The following is a 25779-nucleotide window of genomic DNA, read 5'->3' on the forward strand; positions in this document are numbered from 1 at the left end:
ATAATAATACAATGAAAAGGAACATTTTTATACTTTTCCTATTATCGGCACTTTGTTTTGCCGGTTGCCAGGACGAAAAAGACCCGGTTATCGAAACCAATTCCTATGGGTCGAATAAAGAGATCTGTGGTGATTATAAAATCAGCCGCTATACGATTTCGAATAAGCTATTAGAGATCAAAGAGAAACTGGGCAGGCTCGATCATCACCTTTACTCCATAGAGAGCGGCAGGGAGTACACCTTCGAAGGGCGCTTGACTGAAGTGGGTGATATGTTGCGTGTGGAGATGCTGATCCCGCTGCGCGAAGAGCTGGCCGATGGCGAATACCGCCTGTATTTCTCAACCGAAGAGGAGGAGCGGCTGGTAGCCTCATTCCATATCATGGTTGCCAATGAGATGGTCTCTGCCGTTGCCGCCGAGAAGATCGACTACGGAAGCAAATTCAAGGGGTCGGGAACGTCATTGGATCCCTATATTGTAGAGAAACTAAGTACCCTCTTCAACCTGCTTCATAAGGACAGCCTGCAACACGCCGCCGGCCTCCATTTCCGGCAGAGCAGGCTATATCAGCAGATCGATATGCAAGGATCCGATTGGGAAGGACGCGGGCATACGCCGTTTCCTTTTGCCGGCCACTACGATGGGGATGGGGTTATTCTTGACCGCCTGGTTCACCGGGGAGAGCATAACGCGGAGAAAGACTGTTATGTGGGGCTCTTTAGTAAATTGCTGGATGGGGCTGTTGTCGAGAATGTGCATTTCACCAATGTGGATATCACCCGACCTGCCAACTATGTGGGGGTGGTTGCCGGCTATTCGTCCGGTGATGTGACGCTAAGCAATATATCTCTCAGTGGCCATATCATCGAGGCTCTCTCCTCTGTCGGAGGATTGATCGGCCGCGCGGGCGACGGTGATGTATCCATTCGGGATATAAAGTCCAATCTGTATATCGAAGGAGCGGACTACGTCGGTGGCCTGATCGGGGAGGCTTCTAAGGCAATGCTGATCATCCACCAGGTCGATTTCGAGAGAAGCAGCCAGATCATAGCAAAAAGATGGGTCGGAGGGCTTATCGGCTGTGCGAAAGAGAGCTATCTGGATGTAAACCATATCAGTGCGGTCTACCGGACAGATGATGAGGACGACGATCTTTCGACCATGAAGGCGGAGGGAATTTATCTTGGATTTATTGCCGGCTACCTGTCTCATGACGCCGCCTATAGCTATGTGAAAAACGTAAGATGCAAGGTACCTTTACAGGGCAATGGCTATGTAGGTGGCTTGTTTGGTCGTGTAGAGGGAAGGTATGGTACACTTGAATTAAGAAACATAAAGATCAATGGCCACAAGATACAGAACAGTTCAAACTACACGGGTGGAGTTGCCGGTTATTGGCAGGGCGTAGGCCTGCGAATAGACTCACTCGAGATGCAATCATCCCTGATAGGGGAAGAATACACGGGAGGAGTGTTTGGCAAAATCTGGAGTATTCCTTGGGAAAAAGATAAGATTACGCGGGTGATGATCCAGCCTGCCGACGGCATCACTGGCACCAACCATGTAGGTGGTGCGTTTGGTTCTATTTCAAGCGGCTTACCGATTGTTCCGGCTCATTCGAAAGCGTTTTCTTTTTCAACGACAACTTCGGTCAATGGCGCGAATAATGTGGGCGGATTTGCCGGTTCCGCTGATAATAGCCATTTCGAAGGGGATGTTTATTTTGATAAGAATATTATAAAAACGACCGATATCACCGGTGAATCGCTCTTTGGCGGAAAGGTGAACGAGGGTTCCGATTTTGAAACCAGCGCGACAGATGTTGGAGGGCTTTTTGGTCGTTTATTCTTTTGTACTGTCTCCCATGTGATGGCCGACGGGGTGGTAAAAGGGAAACACCGGGTCGGTGGAATCGTAGGATTGAGCACCAGTGCCACCTTAAAGTCCATTGCCCGAAAAGGCGAAGAGGTAAGAAGCAGCGACGGCAATGTGGGAGGCATTTGTGGTACGCTGAGCAACGAGAGCGGGAATCTGGACTTGTTGGTTAATTTCTCATCGGTGGTAGGCAATGGAAATAGCCATAATACCGGAGGCATTATTGGGTATACCGATCCCAACGTGATCACGATCACCAACGCGATCAACCGGGGCAACGTATCCGGAGGAGAATCGATCGGCGGCATCGTGGGCAAGATAGCGACTAAAGACAAAGGGCACGACCGTGGCTCGTTGATGGCGATCAAAGAATCGGTCAACTACGGCGCCATCACCGGAAGCTATAAAGGAGGCAGTGTATTACGCGGCTTAGGCGGTATCGCCGGGGCGATAGAGTATTGTGTGGAGATCGCCCGCTGTGCCAACCACGGGCCGGTGACGGCGGATACCAATACAACCTACAATGGCGTTGGCGGCATTGTAGGCGTCGCCGGGCATGACGGAACAACACAAAGCAATGACAATCAGATAAACGTACACCATTGCTGCAATACCGGAACTGTTACAACTAAGATGGGAACCGGTAATAAGAAATGGGCGGTTGGCGGCGTTGTCGGACGACTCTATTTCGGCTATCCGGGCGACCTGCACTCTACGCGTGTGCATAACTGCTACAACACCGGCAAGGTCGTAGGAGATTCCAACAAAGATAACGGAGGCATTGTCGGCACACTCGAGAACTATGGGCATGTGAACGAATGTGTTAATATTGGAAAGGTGGATCATGGCAACGGAGGGGTCGGAACACATACCGACGTTTCGCATGAGATCAAGAATGTGTATATCCTGAAGGGCTCCGGAGGAAATTGGGCGGCTTATCAGTTCAGTACGTCCGATAAGGGGAAGAAGGGCACTTTCTCCCACTTGACCTTTAGCTCCGACTACTGGACGATAGACACGAGCCATAATAAGAACGATGGTTACCCGTATCTCTCTAACTGCTACTATCAGTTCCGAAAAGAGTAAATAGGCCGGGAAGTTTTTGTTTTTTTAGTGTCTATTAGCGAATTAAATACCAATATTTTGGAAAACTCGGGTAGTATATGTATATTTGCACCCGATTTGGAGAAGTTGAGGAGGGGGCGGGGTCGTCCCCTTCTTTTATTATAGCACCACATAGCGGATGGATAAAGAGATAATAAAACAAATTGTTGAAGAAGGACTTGCCGGCACGGACAACTACCTGATTGAGGTGGTGGTGAAGCCGGGCAATCTGATTCTGGTGGAGATCGATAGCGATCAGGCGTTGGGTATCGATGATTGTGTGGTGTTGAGTAAATTTATTGAAAGCCGGCTCGACCGGGAGGTGGAAGACTACGAATTGGAAGTGGGCTCTGCCGGTATCACATCGCCTTTTAAGGTATTGCGTCAGTACCAGAAAAACATTGGCAATGAGATAGAAGTCCTGACAAAGGACGGGAAAAAGCTGACGGGTGTATTGAAAGCCGCCGACGAGGCAGCCTTCACACTGATAATCACCAAGCAGGAAAAGCCGGAAGGCGCCAAGCGAAAAGTGATGGTAGAAGAAGACCTCCGTTACACATACGAAGAAATAAAATATGCTAAATACGTAATAAGATTCAAGTAAAAAATTATGGCTAAGAAAGAGGAAGTAATCAGTATGATCGATACCCTTGCGGAATTTAAAGAACTCAAAAATATCGATAAAGACACGATGATAAGCGTTTTGGAAGAATCATTCCGAAATGTGATTGCCAAAATGTTTGGTACGGATGAGAATTATGACGTGATCATCAATCCGGAAAAGGGAGACTTCGAGATTTGGCGCAACCGCACGGTGGTGGCCGACGAGGAACTGGAAGATCCGAATCTGGAACTTACTCTGTCGGAGGCTCGCGAGATCGACCCGGACTGTGAGATTGGCGAAGAGGTGACCGACGAGGTTCATTTTGCTAAATTCGGACGCCGCGCTATCTTGAATCTGCGTCAGACATTAGCTTCGAAAATATTAGAACTGCAAAAAGATAATCTATACGCGAAATACCGTGATAAGGTAGGTACGATTGTGGCTGCCGATGTGTATCAGGTATGGAAGAAAGAGATTCTCCTGTTGGATGACGAGGGCAATGAGCTGTTGCTGCCGAAAGGAGAACAGATCCCTTCTGACTTCTATCGCAAGGGGGAAACGGTGCGTGCCATCGTGCAACGGGTAGACAATGTGAACAACAACCCGAAGATCATCCTTTCGCGTACCGACAAGGTATTCCTGCAACGGTTGTTCGAACTGGAGGTGCCGGAGATCAACGACGGGCTGATCACGATCAAGGCCATCGCCCGTATCCCGGGAGAAAGAGCCAAGGTGGCGGTGGAGTCGTACGACGACCGCATCGACCCGGTAGGCGCCTGTGTGGGGATGAAAGGATCGCGTATCCATGGCATCGTGCGTGAATTACGCAATGAGAATATTGATGTGATCAATTATACGGCCAATGTGTCGTTGTTTATTCAACGCGCGTTGAGCCCGGCGAAAATATCTTCGATCCGTGTGAACGAAGAAGAGCGCAAGGCGGAGGTCTATCTCAGACCGGAAGAGGTGTCGTTAGCAATTGGTAAGGGAGGGTTGAATATTAAACTTGCCTGTTTGCTGACCGAATATACGATAGATGTGTTCCGTGATATTGACGGAGCGGATGAGGAGGATATTTATCTGGATGAATTCGCAGACGAAATCGATAGCTGGGTAATCGAAGCGATGAAGAATATCGGTGTCTATACGGCTAAAGCGGTATTGGCTATGACTCGTGAGGAGATCATCGAACGTGCCGACCTGGAAGAACAGACGGTCGACGATGTGCTGGCGATCTTATCTGCCGAATTTGAAGATGAAAAAGAATAAGTTTACGACAAAGTGAAATATGCCTATTAAATTAATTCAAGTACAGAGAAAGTTAAACGTAGGAAAGAGCACCGTAGTGGAGTTCCTGCATAAGAAAGGTCATGATATTGAGGACAACCCCAATACCAGGATCAGTGATGAACAATATGCTTTGCTCGTAAAGGAGTTTGGAAAAGATCTGTCGGAAAGTGAACGTGAAGCACTCTTGACGGAACAGAATACACCGAAAGAGAAACCCCAACCTCCCCGAAAAGAAGAAAAAAGAGAAGAGATAAAGACAGTTGTTCCGGATGAGTATCGTCCAAAGATTGTCACCAAAGGACATATCGACCTGGAAAAGAAAGCCCAGAAAGAGGAAGTGGTTGAAAAACCGGTGGCGGAAGAAAAGCCAAAAGCGGTTGTAAAGGAGGAAGAAAAACCGGTTGTTGAGCCGGAAAAGGTTGAAAAAGCTCCTGTTGCTGTTGAAGAGAAAAAAGAGGAAAAGGAACCAGTTAAGAAGGAACCGGTTGTTCAACCGGAATCTCCTAAGGTGGTTGCCAAGGAAAAGCCTCAAGAGATAAAAACAGAGCCGACCCCCCAAACAACCAAGGCAGATGTGCCGACGTCGGGTATGGAAGAGACAACAGAGGCTGCCGAATCGGAAGGAGAAGTCTCAGAGCCTTTCCGTTTGAATACCCCCAAGATCGAGTCGAATATCAAAGTAAAAGGCCATATTGACCTGACAGCGCTGAACCAATCGACTCGCCCGAAAAAGAAGACAAAAGAAGAACGTCGCAAAGAACGCGACGAGAAGCATAAACCGGCGGCAGGCAATCGCCCCGGCGGACAGAATCCTCCCCGCAAAGAGGGGGATGCCAAGCCGGGACAGGCGAAACCCGAGGGTCAGAAGAAACCGGGTGATGACGCGAATGCTAAAAAGAAACGTACCCGCATTAAGAAAGACCGCGTAGACATCAACAATACGCCGGGTACCAACTCACGCCCCTCGCGTCCGCATGGCGGCGGTGCGGCTGGTGGCGACAGTCATCATAAATCGCGCGTAAAACGTCCGGTAAAAGCCGAAGTAAGCGAAGAAGATGTACAAAAGCAGATCAAAGAAACACTTGCCCGCCTGACCAATAAAGGGAATAAGGGTAAGGGTGCCAAATACCGTCGGGATAAACGTGACGCGGCCGTTCGCCGTGAGCACGAACTGATGGAACAGGAGGAAATGGAAAGCCGCGTAGTGAAGCTGACGGAATTCGTTACGGCAAACGACTTGGCTAACATGATGAATGTGCCGGTGACACAGGTTATTGCTACCTGTATGTCGATCGGTATGATGGTGTCTATCAACCAACGCTTAGACGCGGAAACAATCAATATCGTAGCCGATGAGTTCGGATTCAAGACCGAATATGTGAGCGCGGAGGTGGTAGAAGCCATTCGGGATGATGAAAATGATAACGAAGAAGACTGGGTGTCACGTCCGCCTATTGTGGCTGTGATGGGACACGTAGACCATGGTAAGACATCGTTGCTCGACAATATCCGTAATGCTAATGTGATCGCGGGCGAAGCCGGTGGTATCACGCAGCATATCGGGGCTTACAATGTGAAACTGGCAAGCGGTGGCCGTATCACCTTCTTAGATACACCGGGTCACGAAGCCTTTACGGCGATGCGTGCCCGTGGTGCGAAGGCGACCGATATCGCGATCATCATTGTGGCTGCCGACGATAATGTGATGCCTCAAACGGTGGAAGCAATCAATCATGCTTCTGCAGCAGGTGTCCCCATTGTGTTTGCTATCAATAAAGTGGATAAGCCGAGTGCTAATCCGGAAAAGATAAAAGAGGAACTGGCGAATATGAACTACCTCGTTGAAGAATGGGGTGGTAAATACCAGAGCCAGGATATTTCTGCCAAAAAGGGACAAGGCGTTGAAGAGTTGCTTGAAAAGGTATTGCTCGAAGCCGACCTTTTAGACCTGAAGGCCAATCCGACCAAGCGTGCTACCGGTTCGATTATCGAATCCTCTTTGGACAAAGGACGTGGATATGTCTCTACCGTACTGGTTGAAAACGGTACGCTGAAGATGGGCGATATCGTTTTGGCCGGCACACATTACGGACGTATCAAAGCGATGTTCAACGAGCGTAATCAACGTGTTGAAAAGGCTGGTCCTTCCGAACCGGTATTGATCCTCGGTCTGAACGGCGCGCCGCAAGCAGGTGACACCTTTAATGTACTGGAAACGGAACAGGAGGCTCGTGAAATCGCTACGCGCCGCGAACAACTGCAACGTGAACTGGGACTCCGTACGCAGAAAATGCTTACGTTGGATGATATCGGCCGCCGCATAGCGGTTGGAAGCTTCCAGGAATTGAACGTGATTGTGAAAGGTGACGTGGACGGTTCTGTTGAAGCGTTGTCGGATTCATTGATCCGTCTCTCGACCGAAGAGATCCAGGTGAATGTGATTCACAAAGCAGTAGGACAGATATCTGAATCGGATGTGGTACTGGCTGCCGCTTCCAACGCAATCATTATCGGATTCCAGGTGCGTCCTTCGGTGGCTGCCCGCAGGAATGCCGAGAAAGACGGCGTGGAGATCCGCTTGTATTCAATCATCTATGATGCTATTGAAGAGGTGAAGAGCGCGATGGAAGGGATGCTTTCTCCGGAAATCAAAGAGGAATTTGCCGCCAATGTGGAGGTATTGCAGGTGTTCAAGATCACGAAAGTGGGAACGATTGCCGGCTGTATCGTGAAAGAGGGAAAGATCAAGCGGACAAACAAAGTGCGTCTGATCCGCGATGGTATCGTAGTGCATACCGGAGAACTCGAATCGCTGAAGCGCTTCAAAGACGAAGCGAAAGAGGTGGTATCCGGTCAGGAATGTGGTTTGAATATCAAGAACTTCAACGATATTCAGGTAGGCGACATTGTGGAAGCATACGAAGAAACAGAAATCAAAAAAACACTATAAGAGATGAACTGGTTAGACATTGTCATTCTATGTCTGGCAGGAGTAGGAATTGTGAAAGGCCTGTTTGATGGAATCATCAAACAGGTTGTTTCGCTTATAGCCTTGGTGGCCGGTATCTTTTTCTGCGGGAAGGCAGCCCAGTGGCTACGCGGATACATTATAGACCTGGATTGGTTTCCTCCGGAAGGGGTTTCCATTATCAGCTATGTGTTGGGTTTCTTCCTGATCGTAGGGATCGTTTTGCTGGCCGGGGAGATTGTCAACCGGGTGGTAGGGGTAACCCCTTTAAGTATAATCAATCATTTGTTGGGAGGCGTGTTCGGTCTATTGGTGATGATTCTTTTCATCAGCCTCTTCTTTAATTTGCTCGAAGCGATCGACAGCGGTTCGGTACTGATCCGTATGCAAACCAAGCTGGATTCCCGTTTTTATTATACGATCAAAGAGATACTGCCAACCATTTTCCCCTCCAATTTGTTTTATGTAGGACAATAAACTTTACTGGTTCTCATTAGATCATTCATTTATGCAAGACTCAAATGCCATTATAAACGAGGTAACAAACAGTGATTATAAATACGGTTTTGTTACCGACATCGATACGGAACTGATCCATCGCGGATTGAATGAACAAACGGTTCGTATCATTTCTGCCAAAAAAGAGGAACCGGCATGGTTGCTCGAGTTCCGCCTGAAGGCTTTTCGCCATTGGCAGACCCTGGAGATGCCCGACTGGGCGCATCTGAATATTCCTCCGATCGACTACCAGGATATCATCTATTACGCGGCTCCCAAACAGAAAGAAGGGCCGAAAAGTTGGGATGATGTCGATCCCGAACTGGTCAAAACATTCGATAAACTCGGTATTCCCCTGCACGAACGCGCCCAATTGGCCGGTATGGCGGTCGATGCCGTGATGGATAGTGTATCGGTGAAGACCACCTTTAAGGAGGTGTTAGCCGAAAAAGGTATTATTTTCTGTTCGTTCAGTGAGGCAGTACGCAACTACCCTGATTTGGTAAAGCAGTACCTGGGCACGGTAGTCAGTTACCGTGATAATTATTTTGCCGCCTTAAACTCGGCGGTATTCTCGGATGGTTCGTTTGTCTATATACCGAAAGGCGTGCGCAGTCCCATGGAGCTGAGCACCTATTTCCGTATCAATGCCGCCAATACGGGACAGTTTGAACGCACCCTGATCGTGGCCGACGACGAATCCTACGTGAGTTACCTGGAAGGCTGTACGGCTCCGATGCGCGATGAGAACCAATTGCACGCAGCTATTGTGGAGATTATCGCCCTGGAACGTGCCGAAGTGAAATACTCCACCGTGCAGAACTGGTATCCCGGTGATAAAGACGGCAAAGGAGGGATTTATAATTTCGTAACCAAACGGGGTATCTGCAAAGGAGAAGGCAGCAAGATCTCCTGGACACAGGTGGAGACTGGCTCTGCCATCACCTGGAAATACCCAAGCTGTATACTGGCCGGTGATAACTCGGTAGGTGAATTTTATTCCGTTGCCGTGACCAACAATCACCAGCAGGCCGATACGGGAACGAAGATGATCCATCTGGGGAAAAATACCAAAAGCCGGATCGTATCCAAAGGGATCTCCGCCGGATTCAGTCAGAACAGCTACCGGGGCTTGGTGAAAGTATCGCCCAAAGCGATCAATGCCCGAAATCATAGCCAGTGCGATAGCCTGCTTCTCAGCTCCACTTGCGGTGCGCATACCTATCCATACGTTGATATTCAGAACGAAACAGCCGTTGTCGAGCATGAAGCAACGACCAGCAAGATCAGCGAAGACCAGCTATTCTATTGCCAGCAGCGGGGCATCGGCGTGGAAGAGGCGGTAGGACTCATCGTAAACGGCTATGCCAAGGAGGTGATGAACAAGCTGCCGATGGAGTTTGCCGTCGAAGCACAAAAACTACTTACGATCTCGTTGGAGGGAAGCGTTGGATAAGATTATGAAGAAGAATTATGAATTATGAATTATGAATTATGAAGAGCTCCCTACACGCTGGGAAATAATCTCTTTGTCATTCATAATTCCTCATTCATAATTCATAATTAAATAAAGCTATGTTATTAGAAATTAAAAACTTACATGCCGAAATAAACGGTAAAGAGATATTAAAAGGCATTGATCTGACGGTGAATGCCGGTGAGGTGCATGCGATCATGGGGCCGAATGGTTCCGGAAAGAGCACCCTGAGCAGCGTATTGGTCGGGAATCCTATGTTTGACGTGACGGAAGGCTCCGTTCGTTTTGGTGGGAAAGACCTGTTGGAACTGGAACCCGAAGACCGCAGTCGCGAAGGGATATTCCTTAGTTTCCAATATCCGGTGGAGATACCGGGCGTCAGTATGGTGAACTTTATGCGTGCTGCCCTGAACGAACATCGCAAATACAAAGGGTTGGATCCTATCTCTGCCTCCGACTTCCTGAAGCTGATGCGCGAGAAACGGGCGATTGTCGAGCTCGACAACAAATTGGCCAGCCGCTCGGTAAACGAAGGATTCTCCGGCGGAGAGAAAAAGCGTAACGAGATATTCCAGATGGCTATGCTGGAACCGAAACTGGCCATCCTCGACGAAACAGATAGCGGATTGGATATCGACGCCCTGCGCGTTGTTGCCAATGGGGTCAATCAGTTGCGCACACCGGAGAATGCCGCCATCGTCATCACCCACTATCAACGCTTGCTCGATTATATCAAGCCAGACTTCGTGCATGTATTATACAAAGGACGAATCGTCAAAAGCGGTGGCCCGGAACTGGCCCTTGAATTGGAAACCAAAGGCTATGACTGGCTGAAAGAAAACGAATAAATAATTATGAACGCTGAACAACAATATATAGAACTATTTGCCCGGTACGAAGATATGGTTTGCCGGCATAGTACGCCGGTGATGAATGCGCTCCGGGCAGAGGCGTTGGCTGATTTTACCCGGTTGGGATTCCCGAAATATAAATCGGAGGACTACCAACATACTGATGTGGCCGCATCGTTTGCTCCCGACTATGGTATCAATATCAACCGGGTCAAGATACCGGTGAATCCCTACGATGTGTTCCGTTGCGACGTGCCCAACCTGAGCACCGCCCTCTACTTCATCGTCAACGATTCCTATTACGAGAAAGAACAACCCAAAGGTATATTCCCCGAAGGGGTCTATATCGGTGGACTGAAAGCCTTCACCGAGCTACATCCGGAGCTGGCTGCCCGCTATTATGGCAAGGCGGCTTCAAGCAGTCAGGACGGTCTGATCGCCCTGAATACCATGCTGACACAGGATGGTTTCGTGGTCTATGTGCCCAAAAACGTCGTTGTTGAGAAGCCGATCCAATTGGTGAATATTTTCCGTAGCGATGTCGATACGATGGCCAACCGGCGTGTATTGGTGATTCTCGAAGAGTATGCCGAAGCCAAACTATTGGTGTGCGACCATAGCATCGACGATGTGAAGTTCCTCTCTACGGAGGTGATCGAGATATTCGCGGCCGAAGGGGCTGTGTTTGATTATTATGACCTGGAAGAAAGCAGCGAGTCGACCACCCGGTTCACCTCCCTGCACGTGAAGCAGGCTGCCCATTCCAACGTATTGGTGAATGGCATCACCCTGTATAACGGATTGAGCCGCAATAATTACTACATCGATCTTAATGGCGAACAGGCGGAGACCACCCTTTGTGGCATGTCGATCCTCGACAAAGAGCAGCAGGTCGATATGTATAGCCATATCACCCATGCCGTTCCGCATTGCACCAGCAAGGAACTGGTTAAGAATGTGCTCGACGACCGTTCGCAGGCCGCCTTCAGCGGCCGTATCTTAGTGAAGCAGGAGGCGCAGAAGACCCAGGCGTATCAGACCAACCGCAACCTGGCGTTGACCCGCGAGGCGCGTATCTTCAGCAAGCCGCAACTGGAAATCTATGCCGACGATGTGAAATGTTCGCATGGCATGACCACCGGCCAGCTCGATGAAAACGCCCTTTTCTATATGCGGAGCCGCGGTATTCCCGAAGCGGAAGCGCGCATGTTATTGAGCTTAGCCTTCACCGACGATGTGATAGAAAACGTGCGCCTCGATATCCTCAAGGATCGTCTCCACAAACTGGTAGAGAAACGTTTCCGTGGCGAACTGGCCAAATGTGCCGGTTGTAGGATTTGTAATTAACCCATTACATCTCAATAATCAAACTTTCTTTTGGTTCCAGGGTAAGGGTTTCTTTCAGGGCGATGGTGCGTCCTGAAAGGATTTCTTTGCCGCTTTCTTTTCCGTGTAATACCTCCGCGTAGCGGGCAAGGGGCAGATCTACCTTATTATTGGTGCCGTTCAATACCACCAAAACACTTTTTCCGTCCAGACTGCGTTCGTACACGTAGACACCCTGATTCACCTGGAAATGCTTCATCTTGCCTTTGGCAATCACCTCATTGCCTTTGCGCCAGGTCAATACTTTCTGAAGGAAATCCCAGGCTTCGTTCTGAATAGCAGTGCGTCCGGATGGTTCAAACTGATTAACCGCATCGCCCGGCCAGCCGCCCGGCACATCCCGGCGGACATTCCCGTCGCTACCGTTTTTCTTTCCGTTCATCAATAATTCCTGTCCATAATAAAGTTGCGGCATGCCCGGAATGGTCAACAGGAAAATATGCGACTGCTTAAATGCCTTCAGATCCTTCGGCATCTCGGGCAGGAAGCGCTCGGTGTCATGGTTTTCAAAGAAGCGCAACACATTATTGATATCAGCGTAGACATAATCGTAACACATATGTTCGTAGATCGCGCTCAGGCCAGTGCCCCAGCCGGTCTCTTCGTGGAAACAGTTGCTGGCAATAGCCGTCAGCCGGAAATCCATCACCGACTTCAACTCCGTATCGCGTCCGAAATTCAATTTGCTTCCCGTTTGCCAATAGGCCGAACCGATCGTGTAGTTCATCCAGGCCTCCCCAACCACATTGTATTGCGGATACTCCGCCATCACCTCCCGGCACCAGTCGGTCATCATATCCAGGTCGGCATAGGGGTAGGTATCCTGACGAATACCGTCTACGCGGGCGTATTCGATCCACCAGATAGAGTTTTGAGTCAGGTATTTAGCTACATGCGGATTCTTTTGATTCAGGTCGGGCATGGTCGGCACGAACCATCCGTCGAGCATTTTCTTCCGGTCGAAGTCCGATGCGTAGGGATCGAAATAGACCTCTTTCGCATGGTTGGTTTCCATATATTCATCGAGGTTGTTGAACCAGTCGCGGCTCGGCACATCCTCCATCCAGGGATGATTGCTGCCGCAGTGGTTGAAGATCATATCCATCACCACGCGTATGCCCCGCTGGTGGCATTGGTCGATCAGGCGCGCATAGTCCTCATTCGTGCCAAAACGGCGATCGACCTGATAATAATCGGTCGTTGCATACCCATGATACGAACCGCCCTCCATATCGTTTTCGAGCACCGGATTGAGCCAGATAGCCGTTACGCCCAGGTCTTCAATATAGTCGAGATGCTGCTCGATACCAGCCAGGTCGCCGCCATGACGCGCGTTCGGGTCGTTGCGATCCACCTGGTAGGGCTGTTTCATCGGGATTTGGTCGTTCGTCGGGTCGCCGTTGGCAAAACGGTCGGGCATGATCAGGTAGAGCACATCCGAAGAATCGAACCCGCCGATATCTGCCGTACTCTCTTTCCGCTCTTTCAGTTCATAGGTATGTTTTATTTTTTTCTTCCCGTTAGTGAACGTAATAGGGAAACTTCCAGCTGCGGCATCCGCAATATCGAGGTATAACAATAGGTAATTCGGGCTCTCCAGAGCGACCGCACTTTTGATCCGTACACCCGGCCAATCCACCGAGGCACGATATGAACCGATGTCCTTTCCATAAACCATCAACTGCAGTTCACTGTTTTTCATTCCGCTCCACCAGAAGGCAGGCTCCATCTTCAGGTTCTGGGCAAACATCCCGCAAATCAGTAAAAAGGATAAAAGAAACGAGAGGTTTAGTTTTCTTCGCATGATATTCTTGTTTTATGGTTATCGTTATCTTTACAAAGATAGAGGTTCTGCTCTTAAAATACATCTTCGCCCGCTTATGAACTGCCTGAAATAGAGGCGCAATCGTTTGCAATTTTTGTAGAGTAGTGGAAGAATTCTATCGTCGATGCGCCTCGACAGTACTGTCCATGCCCTTCGACAGTACTGTCCATGCGCTTCGACAGTTCTGTCCATGGGCATCGACGATAGAATTCTCCCGGAATAATGGTTGTAAAATAGGGGAATTTACTCGATTGGCATATAGTGTTCCCGGGCGTATGGACGGGAACAGGCGTTGAAATGCCACCATTCGTAGCGGATAGAGGTGAAGCCGGCCTGATGCATGACCGAACGAAGCAGCTGGCGGTTTTGGGCTTCCTCCCGGGTGATGAGGCCTTCATCGACCAGGGTTTCTTCGTCATCGGTATGAGCCTCCCGCCCAAAATGATCGATAGCCGTTCCCATGGGTAAGGGGTTGCCTTCTTGGTCGATCAGGGAAACGTCTACTGCCATACCATAATTATGAAGACCTCCTCCGTTGGCCGGGTTGGCTACGTAGTTGGTTTTGTCCGTCCCCCTGACCAATGCCCACATCCTGCGCTGAACAGACATGGGGCGCGCCGCGTCATAGACGATCAGCCTGTATTGCGGAGCGATTTGGCGGAGCTTTTCTTGCGCTTTGAGTAGTTTGGCAGCGGCATCGGGATGCAGCCAGGCTTTGGTGATGCCTTCATACACCGCTTCTCCCATAAAGTTATCGGAGCCAGCATAGATCAGCTCGACCCGGATGGTTGAGTCCAATGCAGCAATGTCTATCAAGCCTTTTTCAGCTAACAGACTGTCCCCTTTTTGTGCCGACAATGGCGAGGATAGGAACAGGGAAAGAATCGTTAAGAGAAGAGCGGAGCGCATCAGTCGATGGCTATTTGTTCGACATGCACGCAGTCGCTTAAGAAGAGAGAGGCGGCTTCCGAGAATTTCTCTGCCGATTCGGTGGTCAGGAAACGGCTATGGCCGCCTTTTGCGAGGCGTGTTCCCATCTCCGGATGGCGGTTGAGGTAGTCGGCCAGGCTCTCGGCTACGTATTCTCCCTGCGAAAGCAGAGCCACTCCGGCAGGAAGGTAAGAGCGGATCTTATCGATCAACAGCGGATAATGGGTACATCCCAGGATCAAGGTATCGATCTCGGGGTCTTTTTCCAGGATATGGTCGATGTGTTTCTTGACGAAATAGTCGGCACCCGGACTATTGAATTCGTTATTTTCTACCAGAGGAACCCACATGGGGCAGGCCTCACCCGTCACCGTCAGGTCGGGAGAAAGCTTATTGATTTCGAGTGTGTACGATTGGGAAGAGATGGTGCCTGTTGTGCCGAGGACGCCTACGTGGCGGCTTTTAGTCAGGGAGGCGACGACTTCGACCGTAGGGCGGATAACACCTAATACGCGTCGATCCGGATAGAGCTCCGGCAGATCTTTTTGTTGTATGCTGCGCAATGCTTTGGCGGACGCCGTATTGCAAGCCAGAATGATCAGGGGACAGCCCTCTTCAAAGAGGCGCATGACCGCCTGACGGGTGAAATGGTAAACCACTTCAAACGAACGTACCCCATAAGGGGTACGCGCATTATCTCCTAAATAAACATAGTTATATGCCGGAAGCCTGTTGCGGATCTTATCGAAGATCGTAAGTCCGCCGTAGCCTGAATCAAAAATACCAATAGGCCCTTTCATTCACCGGTTAGAAGCGGTTCTTACATGCCTAATTTGGTTTTTACCTGCGAGGTAATATCTTCGGCATCAGCGCCTACATAAAGCAGATAGGTCACATCGATGATATAGGTGTATCCTTTTTCCGCACCTACATCGCTGATGGCTTTCTGTAGTTTTTGATTTACAGGAGCTAATAGTTCGCCCTGTTGCTTCTGAAGATCTTGCTGGGCAAATTGAGACAGTTCCTCACCACGAGCTTGCAATTGTTCAATCTCCTGTATACGTCTCATCTTAATATTTTCGCTCAGCGAGTCTTGTTGAGCCATAAATGTCTGGTATTTATTCTGAGCCTCCTCTCGTAAAGTATTCAATTCGACCATATACTCTTCGTTCAAAGCTTCCAGTTTCTTCATGGCCGCTTCGAATTCCGGCATAGTAGTGTAAATCTCGTTGGCTTTTACACAGGCAATCTTTGCACTACTTTGCGCAAAAGCGCCTAAAGGTAATAACATAACAACCACAAGGGCGATAATCTTCTTCATCTGTATTCAATTATTTATGATTAATATTTCAAACTATTTTGAGTCTAAAGTGCACAAATGTACATATTTATTTGGAATATCCTAACTTCACCAATACCTCGTTGCTGATATCGATCTTTGGCGAAGCATAGAGCACACTCATGGCCGAACCACGGTCGAGCACCAATTGGTAGCCCTGGTTTTCCGATATTTCTTTTATCGCGTTATAGATCTCGTCCTGAATAGGCTTCACCAGGCTTTCGCGCCTTTTGTAGAGTTCGCCTTCCGGTCCGAAATATTGCCGTTTCAAATCCTGCGCTTCCTGTTCTTTCTTGATGATCTCTTCTTCCCGTTTGGACTTCATCTCCGCGGAAAGGAATACCAGGTCGCTCTGGTAGGTCTTATACATGTTTTGCGCCTCCTGCTGGATCGCTTCCACTTCATTCTGCCATTTCTGGGAGAGTTGTCCCAACTGCTCGTTGGTCATCTCATAAGCCGGTATATTCTTCAGGATATACTCCATATCTATCAAGGCAAATTTCTGTGCCATAGCACCGACGGTCGTTAATACCATCAGCATGCATACAATCATACTCTTTTTCATAACTTCTCCTTTTTTAATTATATACAATATGACTTACAAATAGATCCGAGGGTTTACCCCGTCACATATAAATTACGTTAAATTAAAACTCCTGGCCTAAGATAAAGTGGAACTCCCCTTTACGTCCGCCGCCACCATAATTGGCATGGTCGAAACCGTATGCCCAGTCGATACCCATCAATCCGATCATCGGCAGGAAGATACGCACACCCACACCGGCAGAACGTTTCAGGTCGAACGGATTGAAGTCTTTCAGGTTGGTCCAGGCGTTACCCGCTTCTAAGAATACAAGCCCGTAGATTGTGGAGGTCGGTTCCAGTAGGAACGGATAGCGAAGCTCCATGCTCAGGCGGGAATAGGCATATGCATTCGAGTGATATCCCCCGTTTCCGGCAATACTACCGTTGGTATACCCGCGAAGCCCGATCGTTTCGGTTGCATAGGTGCTGGAATATCCACTCATCCCGTCACCCCCCATATAGAAGGTTTCGAACGGTGTCTTCTTGGCGCTTGTATAAGAACCCAGCAGACCGTACTCGGCGCGTGCCATCAATACAGGCGTACGCTTAATGCCTGATGTAAGCGGAATCAACGGAACGAAGGTTTTCGCTTTAAATTTCCATTTATGGTATTCGATGAAGCGATTCTTTTCCGGATCTTGGTCGCTCATAGAGGCATAATCTTTGTTGGAGAACAATGAATAAGGAGGCGTAGCACTCACTGAGAACATAAACTGCGAACCGGTACGGGTATACAACGGATTGTCCATGGAGTTGCGCTGAAACATCAATTCCAGGTTGATATTGTGGCAAACACCATTCTGAACCAGGAAGTAATCCCAGTCTTTCATCTTATACATCTGGTAATTCAACGTAGCCATAAACTGGAAATAGTCATCCGGCCAGTTCAGACGTTTCCCGTAACCGGCGGCAATCCCCATCATGACAATGTATTGATCCGGGTCGTATGCCAATTCATAGTTATTGTAGTAGCTGTTGCCATAACCATAACTGCCATAGCCATAACCATATCCTCCATAGCCGTATCCATACGAATAGGGATCGTATCCATAGCTTGTATTACTCAGGTAGCGGCTACTTACGTTGGTCATCTTCGAATAGTAGGCGCTGACCGAGAGAGTATTCGGGCGTTTGCCACCAAACCAGGGATCCATAAAGGATACGCTGTATGCCTGGTAGTATCGCCCGTTGGTTTGTCCGCTCAGTGTCAGTGTCTGCCCTTCGCCCTGCGGGATAACCCCTTTGTAGGTCGTGGGGTTGAAGAGATTCTTCATCGAGAAGTTGGTAAACTTCAAACTCAACTTACCGATAATACCTGTTTGCCCGTAACCGGCAGAGAGTTCTATCTGGTCGTTCGCCTTCGATACCAGGTTGTATTCGATATCTACTGTTCCATTGTCCGGATCGGGGATGGGCCGCGGTTCCATATTCTCCGGGTCGAAGTGTCCCATCTGGGCAATCTCACGCAACGAACGCACTATCTCTTCGCGACTGAACAGGGCACCCGGCTTGGTGCGCAATTCACGGCGGATCACATCTTCATACAAGCGGTCGTTCCCGTTGATAATAATACGATTGATAGTAGCCTGAGGTCCTTCCTGAATACGGATTTCCAGCGAAATGGAGTCGTTCTCTACTTCCACCTCCACCGGGTCGGCACCAAAGAAGAGATACCCGTTGTTCATATAGAGATTGGCGACCGCATCATCTTCCGACTGCAACCGCTCGTCCAATTTCTTTTGGTTATACACATCTCCGGCTTTCATGTCTAAAAGGAATTCCAATCGCTCGCTCGAATACTGCGTATTCCCAACAAATTGTATATTTTTCAAATAATATTTTTCTCCCTCATCGATATCGATGTAGATATCTACATATTTATCGTTGATATTCACTACACTGTCAACCACCAGAGTAGCATCCCGGTAACCATGTTCATTGTATTTGGAAAGGATATTGACTTTGTCGTTGACATATTCTTCGGTCGTAAACTTCTTCGTACTGAAAAGTTCCCGTAAGCTGGTCATAAAGTCATATTTGAAGTTGGCCTTTTCGTTAGTCTTTTTCATGGCCTTTTTCAGATCTTTGTCTTTCAGTGCTTCATTACCGGAAAAATAGATACGGTGGATCTTGGTCTTTTCATTCTTATCGATATTGATATTCAGGATTACCTCTCCTTCGTTTGCCAGGTCGTCCTGCTGTACGATATCGATATTTACATTCTTAAATCCTTTGTTGTCGAAATAGCGATTGATTACCAGCTTGGCCCGGTCGAGCGCGGCAGGGTGGATCTGCGTCCCTTTCTTTATGTTCAGCGCTGATTCCAGGTCTTCGCGTTCTCCCTTTTTTACACCGAAATAGTTGACTTGCGATAGTTTGGGGCGCGGTTGCAGGCGATACTCCAACCACACCTGGTTGTCCTCAATCTTGGTGGCGAGGATTTTCACGTCGGAGAACAACCCATTCCGCCAGAAGTTTCTTATCGCTTTAGTTATCTCTTCGCCCGGAACGGAAATCATATCACCTACCGACAGACCGGAATAACCGATCAATAGATAATCTTCATAATGGGGCATACCTGTCACCTGAATATCCGCAATGCGGTATTTCCGGGGTGAAAGAGTATACGAAATGGTCGGCACTTCCGCCGGCACCTCAACCTGTGTCGTATCAATCTCCTGGGCAAAAACGCCCGCAGCACAACTTACGACAATCAATAACAGCACTAATTTTTTGTACATAAACAACTATTCTTTATAGTTTAATTGCTCACTTATTTTCCCGAAACGACGCTCCCGTTTCTGGTAATACAAGATCGCCTCATACAGTTCCTCCTCTCTGAAAGCCGGCCATGCGATATCGGTGAAATACAATTCCGCATAAGAGCCCTGCCATAATAAGAAATTACTGATCCGCTTCTCCCCACCGGATCGGATCAACAGATCCGGATCAGGAATACCTTTGGTGGTCAGATAGTCGGCAAACAACTCTTCCGTGATGGCTTCCGGCGCCAACTTATTCATGGCCACATCAGCCGCTATCGTCCTGACAGCATTCGTTATCTCCCAACGCGAAGAATAGCTCAGAGCCAATACAAGCGTTGTGCCTGTATTGACAGAAGTCTCTTCGATGCTCCCCATCAGATTGGCATACACCTCTTCCGGCAAACGCGAAAGATCACCAATCGCTTTCAGGCGCACATTGTTCTTCATCAGATCAGGCGTCTCCTTCTGAATGGCAGATACCAGTAAAGCCATCAAAGCCAACACTTCGGCTTCCGGGCGATTCCAGTTCTCTGTCGAAAAAGCATACACCGTCAGGTAGCGTACCCCTATCTTCGAAGCCGCTTCCAACACACGACGAACAGAGACCACCCCTTCCTGGTGACCAAACGAACGATCCTTTCCCTGAGCCTTAGCCCAACGACCGTTTCCATCCATAATGATTGCCACGTGTTGCGGCAATCCGCTTCTGTCTATCTGTTCAATCAACGACATGCTGTATATCTATCAGCCGGCTATTTGCCGGTTCTCTAAAAAGCAATGCTCTCGGCATTGTTGCATGGCCTGTTTCGCGGTCCAAAGTCCCACGTGATGAAAAACATCAGGCTCGTGTACCAGTCTTTGTTCTTCCAGGCGCTACTTTTTATCTCATACGGATCCTCTAAGGCCGCCTTCCCTTCCAGGTTGTCTTTGAATAGTTTCCGGAAAGCAAACTCACAGCCCAGGTTCACCCTGTTTTTTACTTTATACTTCACACCTACGCCCAAAGGAATATGCACACTAAGAAAGGTCTCATCTCCTCCCGGCGCCAGGGTTACGCCTAACCCGGTCAATAGGTAAGGGGTTATCCTTTGTGTATTCAGATAACCATATTTATCACTGTAAGGAAGGAAATTGAACTCCACATGCCCTCCGAACTCCATGATATTGCGGCTGAAAGAAATCTCTTCCTCAAAAGGAAAAACATTCTTCAAACCGGCTGTCGTTCCCGACACTCCCGCCCACATCAAGTCGGCCTTGAAAGCCAGCCTGAAATTGGCATTATACCGGAACACCGCGCCAAAAGCGGGGTTAATCCCTTTAAAGAGAGAGGTCTTATTGGCATCCCCCATATAGAGATTGCCGCCTGCCATCCCGCCTATTTCATATTTATATTCCTGCGCTCCTAACGCCTGGAATATGTTTAATCCTAAAATTATGATGAGGACACGTTGAAGAAAAGTCGAAGTCATAAGCCTGTTTTATAATCTACACCTCTTTTCTTAACGCTAAAAGCCTCATAAAATTATATTTCCACCACGGTTTCGCCCCTTTACAGGGAAGAATTGTGTAGTGAGATTAAAAGCCTAAGCGATTGATACGTCCTCTCCATATTTCCTGAAGCACGTTTCCATTCGCATACATTTTCCCTCCGATTATATGGATGTATTGATTCTTGTCGACAATCACCGAACCATAGCCACGCGCACGATAGGTGTCGGGCAGGATAATCATAGCAGTCACCTTCTGCCAGGTCACTCCCTTGTCGATCGATTCATACATATCCCGGTAGGCATTTCCGGCGGTATCGATTCCTCCGATCAAATAGATCTTATCGTCATAGGCCACCGCCATCACTCCTTCACGGGCTTCGAAATAGCTGGCATTGATGTCGCTCAGACGAGCCCATAATACACCGTCCATCGTTCCCCATGACTGATTGGTCAACTGGTTGGACAAGCTGCGTCCGCCAACAATCATCAGATAGGAATTGTAGTGGGAGGAATAATATTCTTTGCCAAAACCGATCAGCGGGAAGTCTTCCGGGACGGTTTCGCCTATCGACCAATTGCCCTCCAGGCTCATCGCTGCGAATTTCAGTTCGCCTGCCTCTTCGACTACGGCTGCCAGTGCCGATTTCGCACGTCCACCCTCTTTCACATCGCTGATAATATAGGAGATATACGGTGCATTGTCAACCACCGACCAGCGTTGTCCATCGGTCGATTTATACAATTTGCCACTCCATGACGGTGCGTAAAGCGCCCCATCAAAGAGGGTGATCTGCGACAGCAGGATATCATCGGTCGGTAGCCCTTCCAATGCAAGCTGTTCCCAGCTAATCATATCAGCCGAGGCATAAAGGCTATAAGGCTGGCTTATACCTGCCGGTTGTGCGTAAAGAAGATACCCCTCCTGCCCGTTGCGCGCAAACGGAAGCACTTTCTGCTCCTTCATGGTCACATCGGTCACCTGCGTTGCGTATGGCTCCCACTCCAGGGTGTCGGGAATAATCTGATGGATATTCACATGAGCCGTATAATTCTTTTTGGTCACCCCGTCATAAGCCGTTACGATAAACTTGACCGGCTTAGAAAAGTCGATCGAATCCGTATCCGAATAGGTCATCAGGGTATCACCCACGGCCTCCGGCGTATATTCAATCTCCAAAACGGTAGAGGCATGCGATAGCTTACAAATAGCCATTTTCAAATCTGTCCCAAAAGGGAGGGAGTCCAGATTGAAGATCAATCCATTGACCTGGTCTATTGTAAATTTAACATCACTCAACTCTTCCACTACGCGACTCTCCAGCGTAAACTCCGTGATCTGAGCGTCTTTAGCCGGCTCTGCCTCTAACGTAGTACTAGTATCTCCCAGGCAAGAAGACATCAACCAAACAAAACCTCCTGTTATTAACAGTACTAAATTCTTTTTCATCAAAACAAAAGTTGTTGCATATTAAGGCACAAAAGTAGAAACATTTTTTGCTTTATCACCCATACCTACTAATATTTATGTTATTTTAGTTTACATAATACTTTGTGTAAGCCTATTTTACATAAAGAGGGTTCTCTGTTGGGTCTGCCGCTGACATCTCCTCACCCTCCGCCTCTATACTTTGCGAAACCGCAGTATAACAAAAAAAGATGAAGAATTATTTATTGCAAATAATTCTTCATCCTTTAGTTCTCATTTTTCATGTTATCAGATGGAAAAGTAAGATCCCTTTTCCAGTAGCTGATCGTATTTCTCTTTGTTGAATTTATAATAGAAAGCACCTCGTTTGGAGCTTGATTTATCCTTGTCTTCCTGCTTCTCTAAGATATCCATTTCCAACATTTTCTTGCGGAAATTGCGCTTATCGAAGGCTGTCTGATAAATGGCTTCATAAAGAGATTGCAGCTGCGGCAACGTAAACTTCTCCGGCAACATATTGAACCCGATAGGTTGCGTAGCCGCTTTTCTGCGCAACAGATCGATCGTATCTTCCAGGATCAGGTTATGGTCGAATATCAATTTACCGACTTTCTCCAGCTCTTTCCAACGGGCATCATGAATCTTGCAACGCTCTTCATCGAACATCTCCAGATCGATCAGGGCATAATAACCGACCGAGATAACCCGTTCTCCCTCATCACGCTCCATCTCCCCATAGGCTCCCACCTGTTCCATATACACATCTTCAATGCCTGTGTATTCATAAACAACGCGGGATACGGTTTCCGAAAGGCTTTCGTGTGTACGTAGGAATCCCCCCATCAGGGTATCCTGTCCTTTGAGTGGTTCGAATTTACGTTTAGAGATCAACAGGTATAATTTTCCATTCTTAAAACCCAGAATAATACAGTCGACTGCTACAAAAAATTTATGCTGCTCTTTATAAAATGCTGCTGTCATTATTGTTTTTTATTTTCCAACAACCTTACTTCTACGATCTTAGTTGATTGGGCGTTTCTTTGCGCCGCAAATTTAACAGTTAAAATTTTATTTCCACGAAGATTCTCGGGAATTGTATAGGTCGCTGTCCAAATGGAACCTGCCTGTTTATCTTCGGAAAGGACAGAGGCAAGCAGTTCATCGTTCAGGTAGATCTCCACCTGACGGGGACGCGTATCTTCCAGGAAACTCACATACAACTGCTGGGCTTTTCCTTCTTCGTTTTTCAACTGATAGCTAAACCATCCTCCCCGGGTCTGACGCCAATGCACCTCATCGCTAAAGCCTGTGTTGGAGTTCTCCGACTGAATAAAATGGTCGGATTCGGGCTGTTGCTGTCCGGTTTTCACGCCATCGATCGTGACAGCATCCAATGCCACACGTTCCTTTTCTTCCTGCTCGATCTTGCGCTTCAAGGCATCCAATCCATCTTTGGTTGTCTGTGGCCAGTAGATGATATAACGGCTATCGTGCAAACGGAAGAAAGGAATCAACTCCATCTGTTCAGGGTATTTCTCGGAATAGAGATTCGACAAGGTAAAACGAAGCCCTTCTCCCGGTTGTTTGCGCACGGCATCGACTACACGACCGGCGTCACTAACAACAATCGGCATGTCTTTCAAAGGAAGAGGCGTGCCGTGAGCAATATGTCCTCCGCGGCTGTCGTCGGCATAGAGACCGGTCATATTTTCCGTTCCGGTCTTAGCAGCCAACACCAAGGGACCGTACATAAAGGAATAATAGTTCGATTTATCAGGCAGTTGCTCGGCAGTCAGGTGCATCGGCATCTCCATCTCGACCACATCGTTCTTCTTCCATTTGCGATTTACCGCCAGAAAACCCTTCGCGTCGGGGGCGACCGCCACCGCTTTTCCATTCACCTTCACCGTGAGTTCCGCCGGACTCACCCAGGCAGGACAACGCAGGTTCAACGTGAAAGCTGTTGTTTTCTTGGGCTGAATGGTCAGTCGCGTCGTTGCCTCATCGGGGAAACGTGTCTCTTGAACGATCGTTACATTCTTTTCTTTCCAAGTAAGTTGAGAAGGAATAAAGAGGTTGACGTAGAGATTATTGCCGCTATGCGCATAAATCATCTCGCCATATTTCGAATGGTTCTCGATGCCTGATCCCACACAGCACCACATACTGGTATGCGGTTGCGAGTAGACACGGTAATGTCCCGGACGCATCTGGGTGAAATAAACCAAACCGCCACCCTCGGGATGCTGCGATCCCAGGATATGATTATAGATCGCTCGCTCGTAGTAGTCGAGGTAGCGTTTGTCCATCGAGGTACGATAGAGCATACGGCTCAGGCGAAGCATGTTGTAGGTATTACAGGTTTCCGGGCCTTCGATGCTGCGAATCAGTTCCGAAAAGTCGTCTGTTGGGTTGAAATGCTCATGCACACTGTTTCCACCAATGCTAACCGAACGATTGGCCACCACTGTTTCCCAAAAGAAACGCGTTGCTTCCGACCATTCTTCGTTACCTTCCAGGTCGGCGATACGTTTGTATCCCAACACTTTCGGTATTTGCGTATTGGCATGCACACCGGTCAGGGTATCCTCTTCGCGCATCAGAGGCACAAGCAAATGCTGATGAGAAAAGCGACGTGCCAGTTGCAGGTATTTCTGATCACCGGTGATCGCTGCCACATCGGCAAAAGTCTCGTTCAAACCTCCGTGTTCGCTGCGCAACATATATTGCACCTGCTCATCCGTTAGGTTCGATATCAAGGCGATCGCCCAGTCTGCCATCTTGACAAGCATCTCCTTCGCCATCTCACTTCCGCCATGCAGGTAGGCATCACGCAATCCGGCATAGGTCTTATGGATGTTATAGAGTGGCACCCACTTACCATTCAGGTCGAAACCACCGGGACGGATATTACCCTTTGCCACATCGGCCCACATGGCGTTACCACCCGGCACACCACCGATATAACCATTGCCGTTGGCATCCTGGCAACGCTTCCATTCCGACAGCATATAATCTAATCGCTCTTTGATTTGCTTATCGCCCGTAGAGGCATACATAAGGGAAAGAGCCGACACATAATGCCCGCCGATATGCCCGTCCAATCCGGTATTCTCCCAATTCGTATAGCTTTCCTTCTTAGGAGTCAGGCCGGCTTCACGCAAGAAAGGAGCCAACAGGCGATCGGCTTCCATCTCCAATAGATATTGTTTATCCAGGTTTTCCGCATTTTTAAAAGGACCATCTAATAGTCTTACATCCTGCAAATCAAAATAATTCACTTGGGGAGCTATCTGGGCATTCGCAAGGAATGCCACAGATAGTAGTCCAACAATCAATAGGTTTTTACTCATTTTACTCATTT

19 protein-coding genes are annotated in these 25779 nt (G+C 48.4%); 8 read left to right on the forward strand and 11 right to left on the reverse strand.

From position 1 onward, the window contains the following. Positions 1–11 precede the first annotated feature (11 nt). The 8 genes from M2137_RS01205 (at position 12) to sufD (ending at position 12016) form a co-directional block, all read left to right on the forward strand. Positions 12–2963, forward strand: coding sequence for a GLUG motif-containing protein (locus M2137_RS01205; RefSeq protein ID WP_280764632.1), 2952 nt, complete (start codon positions 12–14; stop codon positions 2961–2963). Positions 2964–3120: 157 nt separating this feature from the next. Beyond that, a complete protein-coding gene (gene rimP, locus M2137_RS01210) occupies positions 3121–3585 on the forward strand; it encodes a ribosome assembly cofactor RimP (protein WP_280764633.1) in 465 nt (154 codons plus the stop codon). Positions 3586–3591: 6 nt separating this feature from the next. Continuing rightward, on the forward strand, positions 3592–4854 hold the full coding sequence (gene nusA / locus M2137_RS01215) for a transcription termination factor NusA (protein WP_280764634.1): 1263 nt from the start codon (positions 3592–3594) through the stop codon (positions 4852–4854). A gap of 19 nt (positions 4855–4873) precedes the next feature. Further along, a complete protein-coding gene (gene infB, locus M2137_RS01220) occupies positions 4874–7825 on the forward strand; it encodes a translation initiation factor IF-2 (RefSeq protein WP_280764635.1) in 2952 nt (983 codons plus the stop codon). A 3-nt stretch (positions 7826–7828) separates the two neighbouring features. Beyond that, complete coding sequence (locus M2137_RS01225; protein ID WP_280764636.1) at positions 7829–8320, forward strand: CvpA family protein; 492 nt, start codon at positions 7829–7831, stop codon at positions 8318–8320. A gap of 31 nt (positions 8321–8351) precedes the next feature. Then, the gene (gene sufB / locus M2137_RS01230) at positions 8352–9797 is read left to right on the forward strand and encodes a Fe-S cluster assembly protein SufB (RefSeq protein WP_280764637.1); all 1446 of its coding nucleotides are present in this window, start codon (positions 8352–8354) and stop codon (positions 9795–9797) included. 119 nt (positions 9798–9916) lie between these two features. Beyond that, positions 9917–10666, forward strand: a complete 750-nt coding sequence (gene sufC / locus M2137_RS01235; RefSeq protein ID WP_280751123.1) for a Fe-S cluster assembly ATPase SufC — start codon at positions 9917–9919, stop codon at positions 10664–10666. 6 nt (positions 10667–10672) lie between these two features. After that, on the forward strand, positions 10673–12016 hold the full coding sequence (gene sufD / locus M2137_RS01240) for a Fe-S cluster assembly protein SufD (RefSeq protein WP_280764638.1): 1344 nt from the start codon (positions 10673–10675) through the stop codon (positions 12014–12016). Between the two features lie 4 nt (positions 12017–12020). Here the strand turns inward: sufD and M2137_RS01245 are convergent, their stop codons facing one another. The 11 genes from M2137_RS01245 to M2137_RS01295 all read right to left on the reverse strand — a co-directional run bounded on the left by M2137_RS01245 (position 12021) and on the right by M2137_RS01295 (position 25777). After that, positions 12021–13859, reverse strand: coding sequence for a glycoside hydrolase family 13 protein (locus M2137_RS01245; RefSeq protein WP_280764639.1), 1839 nt, complete (start codon positions 13857–13859; stop codon positions 12021–12023). Positions 13860–14123: 264 nt separating this feature from the next. Next, positions 14124–14789: a M15 family metallopeptidase gene (locus M2137_RS01250; RefSeq protein WP_280764640.1), complete on the reverse strand. Its 666-nt coding sequence runs from the start codon at positions 14787–14789 to the stop codon at positions 14124–14126. Beyond that, the gene (murI, locus tag M2137_RS01255) at positions 14789–15610 is read right to left on the reverse strand and encodes a glutamate racemase (RefSeq protein WP_280764641.1); all 822 of its coding nucleotides are present in this window, start codon (positions 15608–15610) and stop codon (positions 14789–14791) included. Before murI ends, M2137_RS01250 begins: the two co-directional genes overlap by 1 nt. Positions 15611–15630: 20 nt before the next feature. After that, the gene (locus tag M2137_RS01260) at positions 15631–16131 is read right to left on the reverse strand and encodes an OmpH family outer membrane protein (RefSeq protein WP_280764642.1); all 501 of its coding nucleotides are present in this window, start codon (positions 16129–16131) and stop codon (positions 15631–15633) included. Positions 16132–16198: 67 nt separating this feature from the next. After that, positions 16199–16714 (reverse strand): OmpH family outer membrane protein, encoded by a 516-nt coding sequence (locus M2137_RS01265; RefSeq protein ID WP_280764643.1) that lies wholly within the window; start codon positions 16712–16714, stop codon positions 16199–16201. Positions 16715–16796: 82 nt separating this feature from the next. Next, positions 16797–19475 carry an outer membrane protein assembly factor BamA gene (bamA, locus tag M2137_RS01270; protein WP_280764644.1) on the reverse strand — a complete coding sequence of 893 codons (2679 nt, stop codon included), beginning with the start codon at positions 19473–19475 and terminating at the stop codon, positions 16797–16799. 6 nt (positions 19476–19481) lie between these two features. Further along, positions 19482–20231, reverse strand: coding sequence for an isoprenyl transferase (locus tag M2137_RS01275; protein ID WP_280764645.1), 750 nt, complete (start codon positions 20229–20231; stop codon positions 19482–19484). Between the two features lie 35 nt (positions 20232–20266). Next, the gene (locus M2137_RS01280) at positions 20267–20968 is read right to left on the reverse strand and encodes a DUF6089 family protein (protein ID WP_280764646.1); all 702 of its coding nucleotides are present in this window, start codon (positions 20966–20968) and stop codon (positions 20267–20269) included. Positions 20969–21074: 106 nt separating this feature from the next. Then, positions 21075–22436 (reverse strand): DUF6242 domain-containing protein, encoded by a 1362-nt coding sequence (locus M2137_RS01285; protein ID WP_280764647.1) that lies wholly within the window; start codon positions 22434–22436, stop codon positions 21075–21077. 267 nt (positions 22437–22703) lie between these two features. Continuing rightward, a complete protein-coding gene (locus M2137_RS01290) occupies positions 22704–23396 on the reverse strand; it encodes an NUDIX domain-containing protein (protein ID WP_280764648.1) in 693 nt (230 codons plus the stop codon). After that, the gene (locus tag M2137_RS01295; RefSeq protein WP_280764649.1) at positions 23396–25777 is read right to left on the reverse strand and encodes a glycoside hydrolase family 127 protein; all 2382 of its coding nucleotides are present in this window, start codon (positions 25775–25777) and stop codon (positions 23396–23398) included. Before M2137_RS01295 ends, M2137_RS01290 begins: the two co-directional genes overlap by 1 nt. Positions 25778–25779 lie beyond the last annotated feature (2 nt).

The organism is Parabacteroides sp. PFB2-10 (genome assembly GCF_029893085.1).
In the GTDB taxonomy this organism is placed as follows: domain Bacteria; phylum Bacteroidota; class Bacteroidia; order Bacteroidales; family Tannerellaceae; genus QVMG01.

Excerpts from the sequence above, each read along its gene's own strand:
- M2137_RS01205 (WP_280764632.1), top strand. The coding sequence starts at position 12 with ATGAAAAGGAACATTTTTATACTTTTCCTATTATCGGCACTTTGTTTT.
- rimP (WP_280764633.1), top strand. The coding sequence starts at position 3,121 with ATGGATAAAGAGATAATAAAACAAATTGTTGAAGAAGGACTTGCCGGC.
- nusA (WP_280764634.1), top strand. The coding sequence starts at position 3,592 with ATGGCTAAGAAAGAGGAAGTAATCAGTATGATCGATACCCTTGCGGAA.
- infB (WP_280764635.1), top strand. The coding sequence starts at position 4,874 with ATGCCTATTAAATTAATTCAAGTACAGAGAAAGTTAAACGTAGGAAAG.
- M2137_RS01225 (WP_280764636.1), top strand. The coding sequence starts at position 7,829 with ATGAACTGGTTAGACATTGTCATTCTATGTCTGGCAGGAGTAGGAATT.
- sufB (WP_280764637.1), top strand. The coding sequence starts at position 8,352 with ATGCAAGACTCAAATGCCATTATAAACGAGGTAACAAACAGTGATTAT.
- sufC (WP_280751123.1), top strand. The coding sequence starts at position 9,917 with ATGTTATTAGAAATTAAAAACTTACATGCCGAAATAAACGGTAAAGAG.
- sufD (WP_280764638.1), top strand. The coding sequence starts at position 10,673 with ATGAACGCTGAACAACAATATATAGAACTATTTGCCCGGTACGAAGAT.
- M2137_RS01245 (WP_280764639.1), bottom strand. The coding sequence starts at position 13,859 with ATGCGAAGAAAACTAAACCTCTCGTTTCTTTTATCCTTTTTACTGATT.
- M2137_RS01250 (WP_280764640.1), bottom strand. The coding sequence starts at position 14,789 with ATGCGCTCCGCTCTTCTCTTAACGATTCTTTCCCTGTTCCTATCCTCG.
- murI (WP_280764641.1), bottom strand. The coding sequence starts at position 15,610 with ATGAAAGGGCCTATTGGTATTTTTGATTCAGGCTACGGCGGACTTACG.
- M2137_RS01260 (WP_280764642.1), bottom strand. The coding sequence starts at position 16,131 with ATGAAGAAGATTATCGCCCTTGTGGTTGTTATGTTATTACCTTTAGGC.
- M2137_RS01265 (WP_280764643.1), bottom strand. The coding sequence starts at position 16,714 with ATGAAAAAGAGTATGATTGTATGCATGCTGATGGTATTAACGACCGTC.
- bamA (WP_280764644.1), bottom strand. The coding sequence starts at position 19,475 with ATGTACAAAAAATTAGTGCTGTTATTGATTGTCGTAAGTTGTGCTGCG.
- M2137_RS01275 (WP_280764645.1), bottom strand. The coding sequence starts at position 20,231 with ATGTCGTTGATTGAACAGATAGACAGAAGCGGATTGCCGCAACACGTG.
- M2137_RS01280 (WP_280764646.1), bottom strand. The coding sequence starts at position 20,968 with ATGACTTCGACTTTTCTTCAACGTGTCCTCATCATAATTTTAGGATTA.
- M2137_RS01285 (WP_280764647.1), bottom strand. The coding sequence starts at position 22,436 with ATGAAAAAGAATTTAGTACTGTTAATAACAGGAGGTTTTGTTTGGTTG.
- M2137_RS01290 (WP_280764648.1), bottom strand. The coding sequence starts at position 23,396 with ATGACAGCAGCATTTTATAAAGAGCAGCATAAATTTTTTGTAGCAGTC.
- M2137_RS01295 (WP_280764649.1), bottom strand. The coding sequence starts at position 25,777 with ATGAGTAAAATGAGTAAAAACCTATTGATTGTTGGACTACTATCTGTG.